The sequence below is a fragment of the Streptomyces sp. NPDC002754 genome (assembly GCF_053592315.1).
Map to the genome: position 1 here is coordinate 576095 of NZ_JBSFVM010000001.1, position 18018 is coordinate 594112.

Consider the following 18018-nt stretch of genomic DNA (forward strand, 5'->3'; position numbering starts at 1 on the left):
ATGTCTGAACGCCGCCTGCGCCTGGCGCTGTTCGGTTCCGGTCGCATCGGCCAGGTGCACGCCCGCAGCGTGGCCGCCCACCCGGACATCGACCTCGCCGTGATCGCGGACCCCTTCATCGAGGGTGCCCGCCGCCTGGCCGCCGAGACCGGCACCAAGGCCGTCGCGGACCCCGAGGAGGTGTTCGCCGAGGCCGACCTCGACGGGGTCGTCATCGCCTCGCCCACCAGCACCCACGTCGACCTGATGGCCCGGTCGAGGGCGCACGGTCTCGCGGTCCTCTGCGAGAAGCCCATCGACCTCGACATCGGGACCGTCCTGGAGTGCCGCGACAAGCTCGGTGACACCACCGCGCCCATCATGCTCGGCTTCAACCGGCGCTTCGACCCGAACTTCGCCGCGGTACGCGATCGCGTCGCCACGGGAGAGATCGGCACGCTCGAGCAGCTGACCATCATCAGCCGCGACCCGGCTCCGGCCCCGGTGGACTACATCGCCGGATCCGGCGGCATCTTCCGCGACATGACGATCCACGACCTGGACATGGCGCGGTTCTTCGTGCCCGACATCATCGAGGTCACCGCCGTCGGCAGCAACGTCTTCAGCGAAGACATCAAGAAGTACGACGACTACGACTCCGTCGTCGTCACCCTGCGCGGCCGCGGCGGCGAACTCATCACCATCACCAACTCCCGGCACTGCGCCTACGGTTACGACCAGCGGCTCGAGGCCTTCGGCTCCACCGGCATGCTCTCGGCCGGCAACGTCACCAAGACCACGGTGCGCAAGTTCGGCAGCGAGGGGACCGAAGGGGCAGGTCCCTGCCTCCCCTTCTTCCTCGAGCGCTACGCCGAGGCCTACCGCGCCGAACTCGACGCGTTCGCGCGTGCCATCCGCACTGGAGCGCCCTGCTCCCCGGGTTTCGACGACGGCGTCACCGCGCTCGTCCTCGCGAACGCGGCGGAGGAGTCCGCCCGCACCGGCCGGACGGTCACCGTGTGATCCGGCGGGGCTGAGGGACCGCGGTCCCTCAGCCCCGCGCGGGAGCACCCGTGCGTGGCGTGCGGGTCAGCCGCGCAGCGAGTCCAGGATCTCGCCGATCCTCGAGGCGACCGTCTCGGCCGCCCCCTTGGCGTACGAGGAGTCGACCGCCTCGTAGGTGATCCTGGCGTAGCTCCTGGCCTCGGCCATGTTCTTCGCGCCGCCCTCCAGCATCGACATGACGTTGGTGTGCGGGAACGGCGAGTGCTTCCTGATGTCCAGCGCGGTGTCGGTGGACAGCTCCGGCGACACCCCGACGAACACCCCGTCACCCACCTGGAGAACCCAGATCGGCGCCTTCGCCGTGCCGTTCGGAGTGAACGTGTACTTCTTCGCCGGCGCCGTCGGATGGCCGCCGGTCACCGCGTCGACCGTGGCGGAGCCGGTGACGAGGCGCAGGGTCGAACCGCCCCCGCCTCCCGCCGTCCTGATGGTCTCGCTGACCCGGACGACCTCGGTGCCGAGGCGTTCACCCTGGACCGTCAGCAGGATCCAGCCCGCGTCCGCGGCGTCGACCTGGGACCACTTCTTGTCCTTGTCGATGGTGTACCGCTTCGAGCGGAACGCCGGTGACTGGTCGCCGCAGGCGCCGACGAGGAAGAGCCCGACGACGCCGTCTCCGTACTGCTCCTCCACGTGCGCCGCCGTCGCGCCCGCGAGATCGGCGGTGATGGGCAGGTCGCCGTTTGCCATCACCGACTCCATCATCACCGAGGACTGGACGTCGTAGTTGGTGAGGACGGCGACGGGCTTGCCGTCGAGGTCGTCGAAGCGGGTGACTCGGACGCTCTTGTCGGACGGGCCCGCCTCGCCGGTTCCGAGCCACCAGCCCTCGTTGGTCAGGACGTCCCGGTTGACGTTGACGTCGCACTTACCGGTGCCGTGGCCGACACGGGCGGGCCGAAGTCCCTTGACCGCGGCGGCGATTGCGGCCGAAGCGGACTCGGTGATCAGCCGGATGTACCGGGCGGCCCCCGCCGAGCTGTCGGCGGCCTGCACGTGCGGGGCGGAGAAGGTGTGCGTGACCGTCACGACGATGTCGTCCGTCGCCACTCCGGACGCCTTGGTGATGGCCGTCCTGATCGCGGTGATCGCTTCCTCGCTGATCGACGTCAGATCGAGGACGGCCAGGGCGACGCGGTGTGCGCCGTTCTCCAGCAGCAGGATCCGTACGTGCAGGTCGTCGTGGACGGTGGTGAAGCCGTCCAGCGGCAGCAGGGACGGCGGGATGCTGATCGCCGCCTTCCCCGCTCCCACCTTCAGCCCGGAGCCGGTGCTCGATGCCCTCGCCGACGCGGCACCACCGGCGAGGGAGGTGGCAGTCACCGCGGCGGCGAGAGAACCGTTCAGGAACGACCGCCGGTGCAGAACACCTCCCTTTCGGCCTCTCTCGCCCGTGTTGTCATTCTTCGACTCCATTGACTCCTCCGTCACGTCCGAACGGTGGTGAAATAAAAGGGAATTGGGGTGCTCTGCCGACCTGGGTCTATCGCGACTGGCGCATGATCCAGTCCCTGATGCCCGGAACGGCGTAGGCGATGCGCCAGGTGCCCATGTGGGCGCTGGTGTCCGAGCCGGAGGGCACGGTGGTGCCGGTTTCGAAGGTGGCGTAGTTGACCGGGGCGTGCTGCCGCTTCAGGTCGCGCACGTCCGCGGCGAACTGTGCGGGGGTGGACCGGCCGTCCCAGACCGCGGCGCCGACCTCTGTGCCCTGCTCCTTGATGACCTTGGTGATGGCGTTCTCGCCGGGGTAGGCCTTGTCGTCGTCCTGCGAGACGAGGATCCACAGCTTGTCGTCGGCCAGCGGGGCGCACTGTTCGGAGGGCCACTGGCCAGCGACGATGAAGGCGGCGGCGAACAGGTCGGGGTAGGCGATGTTCAGGCCCAGCGACATCATCGCGCCCATGGACTGGCCGGTGGTGTAACGCCGGTTCTCGTCGATGCTGTACTCGCGTGTCACCGCCTCGACGAGGTTGGCCGTGGCGTCGAAGAGCGTCGACGGCTTGTAGGTGTCGTCGACCACGACGGAGCCGTACTCGGGTGCCAGCACGAAGGACTCGTGCCGCGCCTGGTCCTCGTCGCTCGCCCAGCAGACCGCGCCGAGCCCCTGTACCAGCGGGCCCTGCGTGGCGACGTTCACGACACTCGCGTCGTGCATGAACAGCACGAGCGGGTACCTCTTGCGGGGGTCGTAGTGCCTCGGGACGAAGAGGTTGTACTTCAGGGTCCGGCCGGTCGCGGGGTCGTCGAACGTGAACTGCCGGAAGTCGTCGACGATCAGGTTCACGACCTTGCTGGTGGTCACCGTCGTGTCGTCGGCCGGGTAGCGGCCGCCGCGTGTGGTGGTGACCGTGCCCTTCTGGGTCAGCTGCGCCTCGGCAGCGACAATGGTGCCACCCGGTGTGCTGTCTCCGACCTGCGGCGGCCCACCTTGTCCCGGGGCCCCGCCCGAGCCGCCACCCGGGCCCTGCTGCGTCACCCACAGCGCCGCCGCCTCGTCGTCGGCCGACAACTCGACGATGACATGACGCCCGTCCCTGCCGTGCTCGGCGAGCTCGACGATCCGGTTCGCGTACACCTTGGTGACGGTGCGGTCGGCGACGGCGAATGTCGAGGTGGTCAGCGCCGAGGTGTCGATGTCGCGGTCGTACTCGACCGCGACGGCGATCAGCTTCTGGCCGTCCCCGAAGACCTTGGTGATCGCGGTGGCGCGCCGGACATGAGCGGACGACGCATGGGCGTCGTCCGAGTCGGCGGCCTGGGCCGCGGTGCCCAGTACGGTCGCGGCTCCGACCGCGGCGGCTCCGGTGACGAACGTACGCCTGGCAACCAATGCAGACTCCTTCGCTGGCGGGAGGGCCATCACGAGGTCCGGTGATGGTTCGCTTTCGGGAGGGATCGGACATCGTCGCCCGCCTCGAAATCCCTTACGGGCAGGGAGACTTGAGTGATCCGGTTCCCGGCGACGGGCAGACGCTACTAAAGAAACTTTTCAACTCGCTGTGTGTGGCAGCGCGGTCGGGGGCGCCGCCTCGCTCTCGTCCGCCGTGTCGGCGACGCCCGTGGTGTGCCGGCGTACGCCGATCATGGCCAGGCTGATGGCGGCCGCCGCCAGCATGCCGATGCCTCCGACGAGGGCGCAGGTGTGCAGGGCGTCGGTGAAGCTCGCGCCGTAGGCGGACAGCGCCTGGCCGGTGGTCTCGGGGGTCTTGAGGTGGAGGAAGGCCCCGGCCTGGATGCCGACGTCCGACACCATGCCGCTCACCGCGCCCTGGTTGGCCTGGTCGAGGCCGGACTCGGCGAGGTGTCCGGGCAGTGTGCCCACGGTGCGCTGGGTGAGGATGACGCCGAAGACGGCCGGGCCGAGCGCGCTGCCGATCTGGCGCAGCGCGCCGTTGGCCGCGCCGGCCGAGCCGGCGAGGTGCCGTGGCACGCTGCCGATGGCGATCGTGGTGATGGGGGCGATGGCCAGCGCGATGCCGATGCCCAGCACGGCGATGACCGCGGCCGCTTCGCCGGTGCCGGTGGTGGCGCTGAACACGTCCACGAGCAGCCCTCCGATGCCCGCGACCACGAGCCCGGTGACCAGGAGCAGTCCCGGAGTGGTGCGGTTCATGAGGCGTCCGACCAGTGGGCCGAGGACGACGGTGAAGCCGTTGAGCGCGATGAGGCGGAGGCCGATGTCCCAGGTCGAGGCATGGTGGACGAGCGCGAAGTACTCGCTGAGCGCGAAGACGAGACCGACCTGTGCGAAGAGCGTGAGGCCCATGACGATCGCGGCACCGGAGAACGCGGACGACTTGAACAGACGCATGTCCAGCATGGGAGAAGGGGACCGGAGTTCCACCAGGACGAACGCCACCAGGCTCACGGCGGCGACCACGAACGCGATGACGGCCTGCGCCGACCCCCAGCCCGCGCTGCCGCCCTCGATGACCCCGTAGACGAGTCCGCCGATGGCGAGGATGGCGAGTACCTGTCCGGGGATGTCGAGGTGACGGTCACGGTCGGCGCGCGACTCGGTGAGGTAGAAGGCCCCGGCGACGATCGCGATCAGGCCGATGACGAGGGAAGGCAGGAACATCCACCGCCAGCCGACCTTGTCGACGAACACACCGGTGAACAGGGGGCCGAGCGTGAGGCCGAGGCCGAGCGCCGCCGTCCACCAGGCGATGGCCCGGGTGCGCTTGCGGGGATCCGGGCAGGCGTGGCTGATCAGCGCGAGGGTGGAGGGGAGCAGGGCGGCGGTGCCGATGCCGGTGAGGGCCTGGCCGACGCAGACCTGCACGATGCCACCTGCGGTGAGACACACCAGGGCACCGAGGCAGGAGACGGCGAGCCCGGCGAGCCAGGTCTTCTTGCGGCCGTAGAGATCGCTGATCATGCCGAAGGTGAGGAGCAGGGCAGCGGTCGGCAGGATGAACGCGTCGGCGATCCACTGCAGCCCGGTGGTGGAGGCGTCGAGCTCCTGCTGCAGGACGCCGAGCGCGACGGAGACGCCCACGACCGGCAGATAGGAGACGAACACCCCGACGCAGGCGAGCACGATCGTGGCGGTGGTGCGGGGTGGCCGCCCGGACCGTGGTGGTGCGGACTGTTGCGGGACGCGGGGCGTGTTGGCCGACATGGCACCTCATAGGTGGGTGAGTGGGCAGGGGCGGGCAAGGACAGCGGCGCGGAGGAGAGATCAAACCGCCGTGTGGGAACGGCAGTTGGTGTTCCGTCCGGCCCGTGGTGTGGGGGCGGTGCTCGGGACGGTATAGGCGCCGACCGCCCAGGTGATGCCCATGGGCGTGCAAGCTAAGGTGACCGTTGACGACGGAGGGCGTGACCTCGTCGCTCGGGCCGGGCCGTCGAATCCGTCCTCGGGATGCGCCTGTCGGCCACGGGCATGCCGAAGGCCGGGGGAGGTGCGCTGCACCAACCCCCGGCCTTCCCTTGTTTCCCCCGCCCCAGGCGTACGCGCCCGGGAACCCCGGCTGTCGCTACGCGACGGTCTCCGGCAGGGTGACGCCCAGCTTCTCCGCCCGTTCGGTCAGGTCGCTCCAGACCTTGGGGGCCACGGGGATGCCCGCCGCGGCGCGCTGGGCGGACACCGCGGCGCTGCGCTCACCCGGGTAGTGGACCTCATCGGCGTCGTCGGCCACCGGAAGTCCCTTGAGGGCGGCGAGAGTTGAGTCCGCGTCGGCCAGGAAGGCGTCCGCGCTGCCGAAGGCCGCCGGGTCGAGGGCGATGAGGAGGGCGTTCTGCCGGTGCTTGCGGCCCTCGGGGTCGTCCGAGTGGAAGGCCGCGAAGATCGGGGCGCCGACCAGGACGCTCGTGATCAGCTCGAACGCGAGGGACATGCCGGAGCCCTTGGCGCCGCCCAGCGGGAGCGGCATCACCGCCTCCTCCGGGTCCGTGGTGGGTGTGCCGTCGGCGGTGGCGGCCGCACCCTCCGGCAGCGGGGTGCCGGACGCCTTGGCCTGGCGGATCTTGCCGAGGGCGATGGTGGCGGTCGCCATGTCGAGCAGCAGCGGCGGACGGCCGAGCGTGGGGACCGCCACGGCCAGCGGGCTGGTGGCGACGGCCGCGCCCTTGACTCCGGTGTAGCCCATGTTGGGCATGCCGGCGACGAAGCCGATCCCGACCAGACCCGCCGCGGCGATCTTCGACACGTAGTAGCCGATGGCGCCGGTGTGCACGGTCTGCCGTACGCCGACGGAGGCGATGCCGTTGGTGCGCGCGCGGGTCACCGCTTCCTCGGCAGCGGCGGACAGGGCGACCGGGCCGGGTGCGCGGTCGGCGTGCAGGACGGCGGCACCCGGGGTCGACGACTCGACCTTCATCTGTGGCGCAGGGTTGGCGACGCCCTTTGCCAGGAGGTCGAGGTAGGCGGGGACACGGGCGATGCCGTGGGACTCGACGCCGCGCTGGGCGGCCCACACGAACACGTCGGCGGTGGTCGCGGCGTGCTCGGCGCTCAGGCCGCCCTTTTCGAGCAGGGCGGCGGCGAAGGAGCGGAGGTCGGCCGCGGCGACCAGGGTCTTCTCGGGCATAGGGGGTCCTTAAAAGATCAGCGAAGGCTCAGCGGGAGACGAGGACGTCGACGACGGCTGTGGTGCCGTCGGCGACGGCCTTCAGCGCCCGTTCGAGAGCGGGGCCGAGCGCGTCCGGCGTGTCGACGGTCTCGGTGTGCATACCGAACGGTTCGGCGAAGGCGGCGAGCCGGGGAAGGCGGTGCAGATCGGTGCCGAGCCACTCGCCGGTCTCGGCGGCGGCGCCGTCCGGGTAGAAACGGCGGTGGTTGAGGTTCATCGACTTGTAGACCCGGTTGTTGAACACCACGACCAGGATCGGGAGTTCGTACGCCTGGGACGCGTCGTACGACGGGATCACCGGGTTGTACGTGAACGCGCCGTCGCCGATGGTGAGCACCACGGGCCTGCTCCGCTCGGCGAGTTTGACGCCGAGCGCGACCGCGATGCCCTGACCGAGACCGCCCTGCACGTAGAAGTAGGAGTCGGGGTCCGCCGTCTTGAGGTGGCGCTTCACGGTACGGCTGTGGGTGATGGTCTCGTCGACGACGATGCTGTCCTGGCCTTCGAGCAACGTCCTTAGTGTGACGGCGACGTGGACCGGGTCGATGCCGTCCGGCGCCGCGGCGGCCTTCGTCTCGGCTGCGGTGATCGCGACCTGCTCGGCCGCGTGCCGTTCCTCCTGCGCCGCGCGCCGGACGGCCACCGAGCCGGCGTCGAGGCCCTTGGCCCGCTTGGCGAGCTGGCGCAGGGTATTTGCGACATTGCCCTCCAAGTAGCGGTCGGCGAACAGGACTTGGTGGGCTATGTGCGGGCGCTGCGGCACCTGGTCGATGACGACGACCGTCGCCTTCGACGGGCGGCGCGACGGCGGGTAGAACGGGGCCCGGCAGTTGACCAGGAGGATCAGGTCCGCCTCGGCCATCCACGGGCCGATGTCCGCGCCCGCGTGCAGCGGGTGGGTGCGCGGGAAGTTGGCGCAGACGGCCGAGTCGGGTTCGACGACCGGGATCTGCCAGGCCTCGGCGAACGCGACGAGCGATTCGAAGCCGCCCGCCTCGCGTCCCGCGGTCTCCGTCACGATGACCGGGTTGGTCGCCTCGCGGATCAACTGGGCGACGGGCTCGACCTCTTCGGGCGAGCTGTGCATCGAGCCGGGCGGGACGATCGCCTTGGCCTCCCGGCCGTCCCACTCCTCCAGGAGGATCTCCAGCGGGATGTTCAGGTACGCGGGTCCTGCCGGGGCCCGCCAGGCCAGTTCCGCGGCCCGCGTCACCATCGACGGGAGCGTGTGCACGCTGGCCGCCTCGGTGGACCACTTGGTGAACGGCTGGGCGATCTGGTGCGGGCCGCCGACGACCGACAGGTTGCGGTACCACTGGCCGCCCGGGTCCTGACCCGGACCCTCGCCGTACGTCGTGGACTCGGACGAGGACACCACCATCGGGACACCGGCGAGCAGCGCGCCGTGCACGGCCATCGAGCCCTGCAGCAGGCCGGGCGCCGCGTGCAGCAGCACGCCCTGCGGGCGGCGCTTGAGGAGTCCGTACCCGGTGGCCATGCCGGCCGCGACGGTCTCGTGCGTCAGGTCGAGGTAGGTGGGTGCGGGGGTCCCGTCACGGTGGTGACGGGCGAGGGACTCCCACACGGGGGCCCACTCGGACCCCGAGGAGCAGAACAGATAGTCGGCGCCGACGGCGTTGAAGGCGGATACCAGAGCGTCCCCGCCGTCGACGCCTTCACTACGTTCCTTGTGCGTCATCTCTGGTGTCTCCTCAGCCCTCGATCGGCCAGTTCAGGACCTCGGCCACGCCCCGGCCCATCATCCACTCGAGCTCTTCGGGGGTGAAGTCCCAGTGCTTCGTGAACTGCTCGATGGTGTCGGTGTACGTGATGCCGTGACCGAGCAGGCGCGTGATGTCGGTGCCGTAGAAGCAGCGCTCCGGGCCCATCTTGTCGACCATCTCGCGCACGTACTTCTGGATGTTGTCGTTCGGGAAGGGCTGCGTGGAGTAGCCGGGCAGCGCCGAGAGCTTGACGTAGATGTTGGGGTGCTCGTGCAGGTCGGCGGTCTCCTGGACCCAGTAGCCGATGGAGTCGTCGACACAGCGGGCCATGATGCCCATGTGGTCGATGATGATCTTAAGTCCCGGGTGCCGGCCCGCGATCTCGCCCAACTCCCGCTTCCAGATGGGCGCGTGGACCATCGTGGGGATGTTCAGCTCCTCGGCGATCGGCCAGTACCAGTCGTTCGTCCCGTCGATCATCCAGTTGCGGTCGATGGGCCGGTGGAAGGTGAGGCGCGTTCCCTTCACATGCGGGTTCTGCGCGAAGTCGGCCATCATGGCCTTGCCCTCTTCGGGCTTGTTCTGCGGGATGCGGGCCATGATGCCGAAGCGGTCCGGGTGCGCCTCGCACGCCTCGAGCGCGTAGTCGATGCGGTCGCCCTCCCAGGACGGCGGAAGGATCAGCGCCCGGTTGACACCTGCCTCGTCCATCAGCTCCAGGGCCTCCTCGTACGAGAAGGCCTCCTCGCGGTGGCCGTTGAGGCGGATCCGCTCGCGGGCGCCGGGGACCCAGGGGCGGTCCGGGGTCTCTTCCTTCCAGATGTGGATCTGGGTGTCGACGACGAACATGTGGGTGCTTCTTTCCGTAGGAGGACGTGTGCTGCGAGATCGACGTTAGGTGGGTCGCCGTGTCTTGCGCAGAGCTGAGAGCGCAAGCAGTTCTTGCGCGCTTCAGGACGCGTCGTAGACCATGTCGACGATGTGTTCGGCGATCGCCATCGACGCCGTCGCGGCGGGCGAGGGCGCGTTGCGCACAGCCGTGATCAGGCCGGCCCGGTGGATGCGGAAGTCGTCGACGAGGGTGCCGTCGCGGTCCAGGGCCTGGGCGCGCAGGCCCGCACCGCCGCGCACGACGTCGGCGACACCGACCCCGGGGACGTAGTGCTTCGCGTCCTTCATGAAGGCGGAGGACGAGAAGGAGCCCTTGTACTCCCTGATGCCGGTGCGCCAGTGCTGGGCTGCCATGCGCCAGGCGCCGGGATAGGCGGCGAGGCCGAGCAGGTGCCCGGGGGAGACCCGGGTGCGGGTGTATCCCTCGCGGGCCAGGGCCAGCACCGCGTTGGGGCCGACCTCGACCGAGCCGTCGACGCGTGGTGTGAAGTGCACCCCGAGGAACGGGTAACGGGGGTCGGGCACCGGGTAGATGAGGCCGCGCACCAGGTCCCGCTTCTCCGGCTTGAGCAGCATGTACTCGCCGCGGAACGGGACGATGCGGGGCTCCTGCCCGTCGTCGGCAAGCCTGGCGACGGTGTCGGACTGCAGGCCCGCGCAGAGGACGAGCCGGTCGACCTTGACGCGCTCCTGCCCGGAGGCCACCTCTACGCCGCCGGGCACGGTGGCGATGCCGGTGACCGGGAAACCGAGCTTCACCTCGCCACCGGAATCCGCGATGTCCTTCGCGAACTCCCGGGAGATCGCCGGGTAGTCGGTGATCGCGGTGCGCGGCGAGTGCAGCGCGGCGATGCCACCGGCGTGCGGCTCGATCTCGGTGATCTCGCCCTTGGAGATCATCCGCAGGTCGGGCACGTGGTTGTTCTTGGCGCGCTCGTACAGGGCGTTCATGCGGTCGAGCTCGTCCGCGCGCACCGCCATGACGAGCTTGCCGATCTCGCGGTACGGCAGCCCGCGGCCCTGGCAGTACTCGCGCAGCAGGGCGACGCCCCGTACGGTCAGGTCTGCCTTGAGGCTGCCCGGCGCGTAGTAGATGCCGGCGTGCACGACACCGGAGTTGTGGCCGGTCTGGTGGTACGCGACCTCCTGCTCCTTGTCGAACACGACGACGCGGGTGCCGGGGCGGCGCAGCGCGATCTCGCGGGCCGTGGCGAGGCCCAGGATGCCCGCGCCCACGATGCCGATCGATTCGTCGGCCAACGTCCGCCTCCTTTCTTGCGGTGGGGGACAGGGCCTTGGTCAGGCGCCGTAGTGGATCGCGACGGTCTTGACGCGGGTGTAGAAGTGCAGCGCCTCGGTGCCCTGCTCCTTGAACGGGGAGCCGGAGTCGTGGAAGCCGCCGAAGGGGTGGTGGACGTCCCAGCCGGGCGTCGTGAGGTTCACGGCGATCTGGCCGCACTCGGCCTCTTCGGCGAAGCGGTGGACGGCGTTCAGGTCGCGCGTGAACACGGCGGCGGCGAGGCCGAAGGAGGAGTCGTTGACGGCGGCGACGGCCTCGTCGAAGGACTCGACGGCACGCAGCGCGACGACCGGGCCGAAGACCTCCTCGCGCCAGATGTCGACATCGGCTGACACCTCACCGAGGACGGTCGGGTTGACGTAGCAGCCGTGGGCGAGGTCGGCATCGCTCGGCACGTCGCCGCCCGCCAGCACCTTCGCACCCTGCTTGACGGCGTTCTCGATGTGCCCGACGACGCTGTCGCGTTGCCGCGGACTGGAAAGGGGGCCCATGCCCGTCCCCCGCGCGAGCGGGGCCCCCGGCTCGATGTGCGCCACTTCGGCGAGCAGCAGCCGCGTGAACTCCTCGTACACGGGCCGCTCGACGATGACACGGCTGGTGGCGGTGCAGCGCTGTCCCGCCTGCCCGAAGGAGGCGGCGGCGACGGTCTTCGCGGCCTTCGCGAGGTCGGCGTCGGCGAGGACCACGGAGGCGTTCTTGCCGCCGAGTTCGCCCTGGAAGCGGATGTTGCGGGTGGCGAACGTCGTACGGAGCCGGCCGCCGACCTCGTTCGAGCCGGTGAACGTCACGGCGGCGATGCGCCGGTCGCCCAGCAGCGCGTCCTCGATCTGCGCCGTACGGCCCGTGACGACGTTCAGGACGCCCGCCGGAAGTCCCGCGTCGTGCAGCGCCCGCGCCAGGTGCAGCCCGGAGACCGGGGTCTCGGTGGCCGGCTTGAGGATCGCGGCGTTGCCGGCGGCGAGCGCCGGGGCGAGCTTGCGGGCCGGGGTGATCAGCGGATCGTTCCACGGAGTGATCGCCAACACGACGCCCAGCGGCTCGTGCTGGGCCGTCGTACGCGTGTCGGGGCGGGCGTCGTTGAGGAGTGTGCCGTAGCCGCCGCGGCCGACGAGGAGCCCGTAGTACTCCAGGAAGTCGGCCGCCTTGATGGCCTCGCCGCGGGCCTCGGCACGGGTCTTGCCGTTCTCCGTGGCGACGTCGACGGCGATGTCGTCGGCGCGCTCGCGCAACAGCCCGGCCGCCTTGGTGAGCACGGCGCTGCGCTCCAGCGGGCTGGTGCGCTTCCAGACCGCGAAGCCGCGCTCGGCGTGGCCGTAGGCGCGGGTGACGGCCTCGGGGGTGAGCGCGGGGACCCGGAAGGCCGGCGCGCGCAGATCGGCCGGATTCTGCACCTCGATCGACTCGCCGGAGGCCGGGGCCACCCACTCCCCGCCGACCAGGGTTTCCACGTCACGCATCTCGATCACTTCTCTCTCCGGGTACTCCGGGGTCCGCCGGACTCACGGGGCTCTGCGACATCTGGAACCCGATGTACGACACACCATGCGGACCGGTGTGCGGGAGATCCGGGGAGGCAGCCAATGGTTGCGCTGTGCGCGGGCCGGTGCCGAGGCGATGTGTGTTGCAATCGGGGGCGCTGTTGAACTGGTCTTTCAGGTAAAGGAGTCACCCCATGGCGTACGCCGTTTTTGCCCACTACCGCTGTGCCGCCGAGGATGCGGAGACCGTGCGGGACGCCCTGTTGAAGGCGCGGGAAGCCACGCTGGAGGAGACCGCGAACCGCGCCTACGAGGTGCACGCGGAGGTGGATGTTCCCGGGGGCTTCGTGCTGTACGAGGTGTACGAGGACCGGGCCGGGTTCGACGCACACTGCGCGTCCGCACACTTCGCGGAGTTCGTCGTGGGCGTGGTGCGTCCCCTGCTGACGTCACGGGAGGTCACGTTCGCTGAAGTGCTCTAGGTGTGTGCTCTAGGTGTGCCCTGGAAGTGCTCCGCGCCCCTGAGGAAGGCCCGCACAGCGGCTTCCCCGGGGGCGCGGTGTGCGTCGCTCAGAACTCGTTGCCCCACACGTATCTGGCCAGGGTCTCCACCAGGACCAGCTTGCTGTGCTCCTCGTCCTGCGTGAGGAGGGGGCGGGCGGCGATGTCCGCGAACCCGCGCGATGGGAGGATCGCGGCGTCCTCCAAGTCCTTCAACTCGCCTGCCTTGTCCAAGCGGTCGAGGACCGTGTCGACATCCTCCAGGCCCGCCACGGACGCGTCCACGACCCCGAAGCACACGTCCCTGTCCTCGGGCAGGGTGCGTACGAGGTCGAGTTCCGCGGTGGAAGCGTGCAGCAGGGGGAGTACCCAGCGGTCCACCGGGATTCCGGAGTAGAGCTGCCGCGCCTTGTCCCGGTCGACGGTGCCCGGAGGTGTCGCTCCCGGGAAGTAGCCGATGCGGACGCCCTCGGGGCGGGTGTCCAGGACGGTGGCGGGGGCGTCGACGGTGAGTGCCTCCGCGAACGACAGGGTGCCCACCGGGGTCTCGTCCGGGCCCGTCGCGGGAAGCAGCAACGGGTTGTCGAGCTGGATGAGGCGGACCCCGGCGTCGACCAGGCGGCCGATCTCCGCCCGGATGATCTCGGCGAACGCCTCGCCCAACTCCCGGGCGGGCAGCGGCCCTTGAACGGTGGCGGCCAGATAGGACGGCGCCGGGAGCGTGACCTTCGGTGCGATCAGCGTCAGCTCGGACAGTCGCGTGGCGCGGTCCACCGCCGACGATCCTGCTGCCTTCGGCGCCGCGTCCGCGGCCCAGGCCGGCAGGCCGTCGGCGTCCGTGCCGCCGGTACGCCGCACTCCGCCGACGTGTTCCAGAATGACGCCGCGGGAGTCCTCGTACGGGAATCCGCCGTCGGTGACGACCGTGGAGCGCAGCTTGCGCTGTCGGGCCACCGAGTCGGCGATCGCCGTGTCGAGGGAGGCGGGGTCGGTGCGGTCCAGGCCCGCCGGGCGGACCAGGCTGCCGTGGTGGTCGATGCGGAAGTTGAACGTGTCCGCCATGGTCAGGACTCCTTGCCGGGAGAGGCCGGCTTGCCCGCGACGCCCCAGGCCGCGAACTCCAGCTCGTAGCCGAGGGACTTGAGGACTTCTTCCGCGATGACCTGGTCCTCGTCCGCGGTCCCGCCGGCGATGCCGAGGCCGCCGATGATCTCGCCGTCCTTCTTGATGGTGAGGCTGCCGTCGGCGGCCATGATCGGCATGGCGGCGCCCGGGAGCTGCGAGAGCTGGGAGAAGAAGACGGGCTGGCTCTCCTGCCACTTCTTCAGCATCTTCCCCGGCCGCTGCATGATCGCCGCGGTGTACGCCTTGGCGCGGGCGATGTCCGGGGTCAGGGGGCGGGCGCCGTCGGGGCGGCGGATCGCCACGACGAAGCCGCCCGCGTCGACGACGGCGACCGAGACCGCCTTTCCGACGTCCTGGGAGCGTTCGTGGGCGGCGGCGATGATTTCTTCTGCGGCGGCGAGCGTCAGAGCGGCGGTCATGCGGAATCCTTCACAGGGGTCAGGGTGCGGCGCAGGCGGGCGACGGCCGTGTTGTACCTGCCGGGTGTCTCCCAGTACATGGAGTGGGGCGCGCCCTCGACGATCTCCAGATGGGAGCCGGGGAGCAGTTCGTGGGCGCGGGTCACGGTCTTGACGCTGAGCACCGCGTCCTTCTCACCGGCGAGGAACGCGACGCGGACACCGGACTCCGTGATGTCCCACAGCGAAGGCCCGTTGGTGTCCAGGTTGCGCAGGTCGGCCATCTTGGCGACGTTGAAGGTGCCCATCTGCTGGAACAGGAAGGTCAGGTCGGCTCGCTCGATCTGAAACGTCTTCGTCAACAGGCGGTCGATGACGGGGAGTTTGACGGCCTCGGCGCGGTCGGCGGCGGCGAGTTCCGCCAGCTCGGGGTGTCCGATGCCGCCGAGCGAGTGGCCGAGGACGACGGACGAGACCCGATCGGGCCGGGCGAGACCGGCACGCAGGGCGGCGACGGAGCCGATGGACTGGCCGACCAGCATCGCGTCGTGGATGTCCTCCTGGTCGAGGACGGCGACGACGTCACCGGGAAAGTCCTGGCCGTCGAACTCCGCCATCGACGAATCGGACTTGCCGAAGCCGCGCAGGTCCACGGTCAGTACCGTGAACTCTTCGCGCAGTGCGGCGACTTGTTGCCACCAGGCGGCGTGGTGGCCGCCGGAGCCGTGCACGAAGAGGATGGCGGGACCGGAGCCGTGACGCTCGTAGTAGATGCGCGCGCCGTCCTCGGAATCGGCGTATGGCATGAATAACTCCTCAGTGCGTCCGGCTAGTTGGGGCGCTTGGCGTGGTACACGAGCTCGATCATGGTGTGGTCGGGATCGTGGATGTAGCAGAACTTCGACTGGTTCTCGGGGCGCTCGATCGGCCTGGTGTGCCGGATCCCCAACTCGCCCAGGTGGTCCAGGAATTCGTCCCAGTCGTCGACCTCGACGGCGAAGTGGTAGGGAGCCATGCGCTCCATCTCCTCGACCGGAGTGAAGTGCAGGTCGAAGTTGCCGCGGGTCATCAGCACCACGCGCGTGTTCGACTTGGGCATGATGCGCTTCATCCCGAAGACCTTCGTGTACCAGTCCGCGGTGCGATCCGGGTCGGTGGTCGGGAAGTTGACGTGGTGGATGTAGCGGGGCGCCTTGCTCATGCGCTTGTCCCTTCCTCAAGTTCCTCGTGTACGGGGTTGGAGAGCACGCCGATGCCGCTGATCTCGACGTCGACGGTGTCCCCCGGCTCCAGCTGACTGGTCGACTCGGCGCCCATCCACAACACGTCCCCGGGGTGCAGGGTGAGGCGCCGGCTCATCGCGACGATGTAGTCGTACGGGTCGAACACCATGTCCCCGGTGGGGAACCGGGAACGGACCTCGCCGTTCACGCGCAGCGTCGTGGTGGTGGCCGGTCCGAGGGCGTCCACACCGGTCTTGATCCAGGGGCCCATCGGCTTGAACGTGTCGCTGTTCTTGGCGCGCCAGAACGTGCGGTCCTCGTGCTGCCAGGTGCGGGCGCTCACGTCGTTGCCGATCGTCCAGCCGAAGATGCCCGCGCGTGCCTCGTCGTACGAGGCGTGACGCATCCGTGTGCCGATGACGGCGACCAGTTCCGGCTCGGCCTCGAACCGCCCGGTGACGTCGGACGGCCTGACGATCGGTGAACCATGCCCGGTCAGCGCGTTGTTGGCGCGGTAGCCGACCTCGGGGCGCTGGGGTGTCTCGGCGTGGTGCTCGGCGATGTGGCGGGGGTAGTTGAACCCGACTGCGTAGAACACCGGTGGGACCACCGGGGGCAGCCAGCGGGCCTCGGTCACGGGCAGTTCGCCCGTGACCGAGGGAGCCGGGCCCTCCAGCGGGGAGGCCGAGAGCAGTTCCACGACGTCACCGGTGACACGGCCCCAGCGGGCGCTTCCTTCGACGTCGACTCGCGTGTATTTCATGGGAGTTGGGCCTCAGCTCAGCTGGTGCGAGACGCGCTTGGTGACGAGGTAGGAGTCGAGCGCTTCGGGTCCGCCCTCACGCCCGTAGCCGCTGTCCTTCACACCGCCGGAGGGGGCCTCGTGCACGGAACCGCCGCAGTGGTTGATCGAGAGGATCCCGGCCTCCAGGCCTGCGGCGAGCTTCTCGGCGGTGGCCGCCGAGTCGGTGAATCCGTACGCGGCGAGTCCGAACGGGAGCGAGTTGGCGAGCGCGAGTGCGTCGTCGAGGTCCGTGAAGGGGACGATCGGGGCGATGGGCGCGAACGGCTCCTCGCTCATGATCAGCGCGTCCTGCGGTACGTCGGTCAGGACGGTCGGCGCGAAGAAGTGGCCGGCCCGCTCCAGGCGAAGCCCGCCGGTGCGCACGGTGGCCCCGCGACGCACGGCGTCGGCGGTCAGGCGCTCGGCGGCGGCCAGGCGGCGCTCGTTGGAGAGCGGGCCCATCGTGGTCTGCGCGTCGAGCCCGTCGCCGACGACGACCGCCTCCGTCGCCTTCACGAACGCGGCGGCGAAGTCCTCGTACAGCGACTCGTGGACGAGGAAGCGGCTCGGTGATGTGCACACCTGGCCCGCGTTGAAGAACTTGGCCCGTGCGGCGCGCTGGGCGGCCTTGGCCGGGTTGGCGTCCGCGCACACGATGACCGGGGCGTGGCCGCCGAGCTCCATCAGGGACGGCTTCATCACCTCGCCGGCCTTGGCGGCGAGCAGCTTGCCGACGGGTACGGAGCCGGTGAAGGCGACGAGTCGGGTGACCGGAGAGGAGATCAACTGGGCTGATACGTCCGCCGGTTCGCCGAAGACGAGGTTGAGGACACCCGGCGGCAGGCCCGCGTCGGCGTAGCAGGCGACCAGTGCCGCAGCTGTCGCCGGGGTCTCCTCCGACGCCTTGATGACCATCGAGCAGCCCGCGGCCAGAGCGGAGGAGATCTTGCGGTTCGGGCCGCCGACGGGGAAGTTCCACGGCACGAACGCGGCGACGGGGCCGATCGGTTCGCGGCGCACGGAGAGCAGGGTGCCGGGGGTGGTGGGTATGGTCCGGCCGTAGGCGCGGCGGGCGTCCTCGATGTGCCAGCGCAAGGTGTCGGCCGTGCGCGTGGCTTCGCCGGCCGCCTCCTTGAGCGGCTTGCCGCCCTCCAGGGTCATGACCTCGGCGATGTCGGTGGCGCGTTCGGTGAGGAGATCGGCGGCGCGGTGCAGGATTTCGCTGCGCCGCGCGATCGGGGTGTCGCGCCAGACCTTGAAGCCTCGGTCGGCGGCGTTCAGCGCGTCGTCGAGGTCACCGGCGGTCGCCAACGGGACGGCCCCGAGGGCCTCTTCGGTGGCCGGATTGACGACCGGCGCGGTCCTACCGTCTCCGGAGTCGCGCCACGCGCCGTCGATGTACAGGCGGATGGTGGGGTAGCTGGTCATAAGCGGGTGACCTTTCGGATCAAGCCCCTGCGGCGGTGCGCGTCG

Annotated in this window: 16 protein-coding genes; 2 read left to right on the top strand and 14 right to left on the bottom strand. The window is 70.0% G+C overall.

Annotated features, from left to right (window positions below):
- Positions 1-1002 carry an inositol 2-dehydrogenase gene (gene iolG, locus ACWD2L_RS02830; RefSeq protein ID WP_351331345.1) on the top strand — a complete coding sequence of 334 codons (1002 nt, stop codon included), beginning with the start codon at positions 1-3 and terminating at the stop codon, positions 1000-1002.
- A gap of 66 nt (positions 1003-1068) precedes the next feature.
- On the opposite strand, the gene ACWD2L_RS02835 is transcribed toward iolG, so the two are convergent.
- The 8 genes from ACWD2L_RS02835 to ACWD2L_RS02870 all read right to left on the bottom strand — a co-directional run bounded on the left by ACWD2L_RS02835 (position 1069) and on the right by ACWD2L_RS02870 (position 12493).
- Entirely contained in the window at positions 1069-2460 is a 1392-nt protein-coding gene (locus ACWD2L_RS02835) for a hypothetical protein (protein WP_451187115.1), read from the bottom strand.
- Between the two features lie 67 nt (positions 2461-2527).
- Entirely contained in the window at positions 2528-3874 is a 1347-nt protein-coding gene (locus ACWD2L_RS02840; RefSeq protein ID WP_351332297.1) for an alpha/beta hydrolase-fold protein, read from the bottom strand.
- A 159-nt stretch (positions 3875-4033) separates the two neighbouring features.
- Positions 4034-5668: an MFS transporter gene (locus ACWD2L_RS02845; RefSeq protein ID WP_351332300.1), complete on the bottom strand. Its 1635-nt coding sequence runs from the start codon at positions 5666-5668 to the stop codon at positions 4034-4036.
- Between the two features lie 358 nt (positions 5669-6026).
- On the bottom strand, positions 6027-7079 hold the full coding sequence (locus ACWD2L_RS02850; protein WP_351332303.1) for an Ldh family oxidoreductase: 1053 nt from the start codon (positions 7077-7079) through the stop codon (positions 6027-6029).
- 28 nt (positions 7080-7107) lie between these two features.
- Positions 7108-8820 (bottom strand): thiamine pyrophosphate-dependent enzyme, encoded by a 1713-nt coding sequence (locus ACWD2L_RS02855; RefSeq protein ID WP_351332306.1) that lies wholly within the window; start codon positions 8818-8820, stop codon positions 7108-7110.
- Between the two features lie 13 nt (positions 8821-8833).
- A complete protein-coding gene (locus ACWD2L_RS02860; RefSeq protein WP_351332308.1) occupies positions 8834-9694 on the bottom strand; it encodes an amidohydrolase family protein in 861 nt (286 codons plus the stop codon).
- A gap of 102 nt (positions 9695-9796) precedes the next feature.
- Entirely contained in the window at positions 9797-10996 is a 1200-nt protein-coding gene (gene lhgO / locus ACWD2L_RS02865) for an L-2-hydroxyglutarate oxidase (RefSeq protein ID WP_351332311.1), read from the bottom strand.
- A gap of 39 nt (positions 10997-11035) precedes the next feature.
- Positions 11036-12493 (bottom strand): aldehyde dehydrogenase family protein, encoded by a 1458-nt coding sequence (locus ACWD2L_RS02870; protein WP_351332313.1) that lies wholly within the window; start codon positions 12491-12493, stop codon positions 11036-11038.
- Between the two features lie 215 nt (positions 12494-12708).
- On the opposite strand from ACWD2L_RS02870, the gene ACWD2L_RS02875 reads away from it, so the two are divergent.
- Positions 12709-12996, top strand: coding sequence for a putative quinol monooxygenase (locus ACWD2L_RS02875; RefSeq protein ID WP_351332316.1), 288 nt, complete (start codon positions 12709-12711; stop codon positions 12994-12996).
- A gap of 88 nt (positions 12997-13084) precedes the next feature.
- Here the strand turns inward: ACWD2L_RS02875 and ACWD2L_RS02880 are convergent, their stop codons facing one another.
- From ACWD2L_RS02880 to ACWD2L_RS02905, 6 genes are read right to left on the bottom strand one after another with little or no spacing between them, the layout of a single operon-like run.
- Entirely contained in the window at positions 13085-14077 is a 993-nt protein-coding gene (locus ACWD2L_RS02880) for a uroporphyrinogen decarboxylase/cobalamine-independent methonine synthase family protein (RefSeq protein WP_351332318.1), read from the bottom strand.
- A 2-nt stretch (positions 14078-14079) separates the two neighbouring features.
- Positions 14080-14559: a GlcG/HbpS family heme-binding protein gene (locus ACWD2L_RS02885; RefSeq protein ID WP_351332321.1), complete on the bottom strand. Its 480-nt coding sequence runs from the start codon at positions 14557-14559 to the stop codon at positions 14080-14082.
- Entirely contained in the window at positions 14556-15344 is a 789-nt protein-coding gene (locus tag ACWD2L_RS02890; RefSeq protein WP_351332324.1) for an alpha/beta fold hydrolase, read from the bottom strand. The genes ACWD2L_RS02885 and ACWD2L_RS02890 overlap by 4 nt, the downstream gene beginning before the upstream one ends.
- A gap of 23 nt (positions 15345-15367) precedes the next feature.
- Positions 15368-15739 (bottom strand): VOC family protein, encoded by a 372-nt coding sequence (locus ACWD2L_RS02895; protein ID WP_351332327.1) that lies wholly within the window; start codon positions 15737-15739, stop codon positions 15368-15370.
- Positions 15736-16524 (bottom strand): fumarylacetoacetate hydrolase family protein, encoded by a 789-nt coding sequence (locus ACWD2L_RS02900; protein WP_351332330.1) that lies wholly within the window; start codon positions 16522-16524, stop codon positions 15736-15738. The genes ACWD2L_RS02895 and ACWD2L_RS02900 overlap by 4 nt, the downstream gene beginning before the upstream one ends.
- A gap of 12 nt (positions 16525-16536) precedes the next feature.
- A complete protein-coding gene (locus ACWD2L_RS02905; RefSeq protein WP_351332332.1) occupies positions 16537-17973 on the bottom strand; it encodes an NAD-dependent succinate-semialdehyde dehydrogenase in 1437 nt (478 codons plus the stop codon).
- Between the last annotated feature and the right edge of the window lie 45 nt (positions 17974-18018).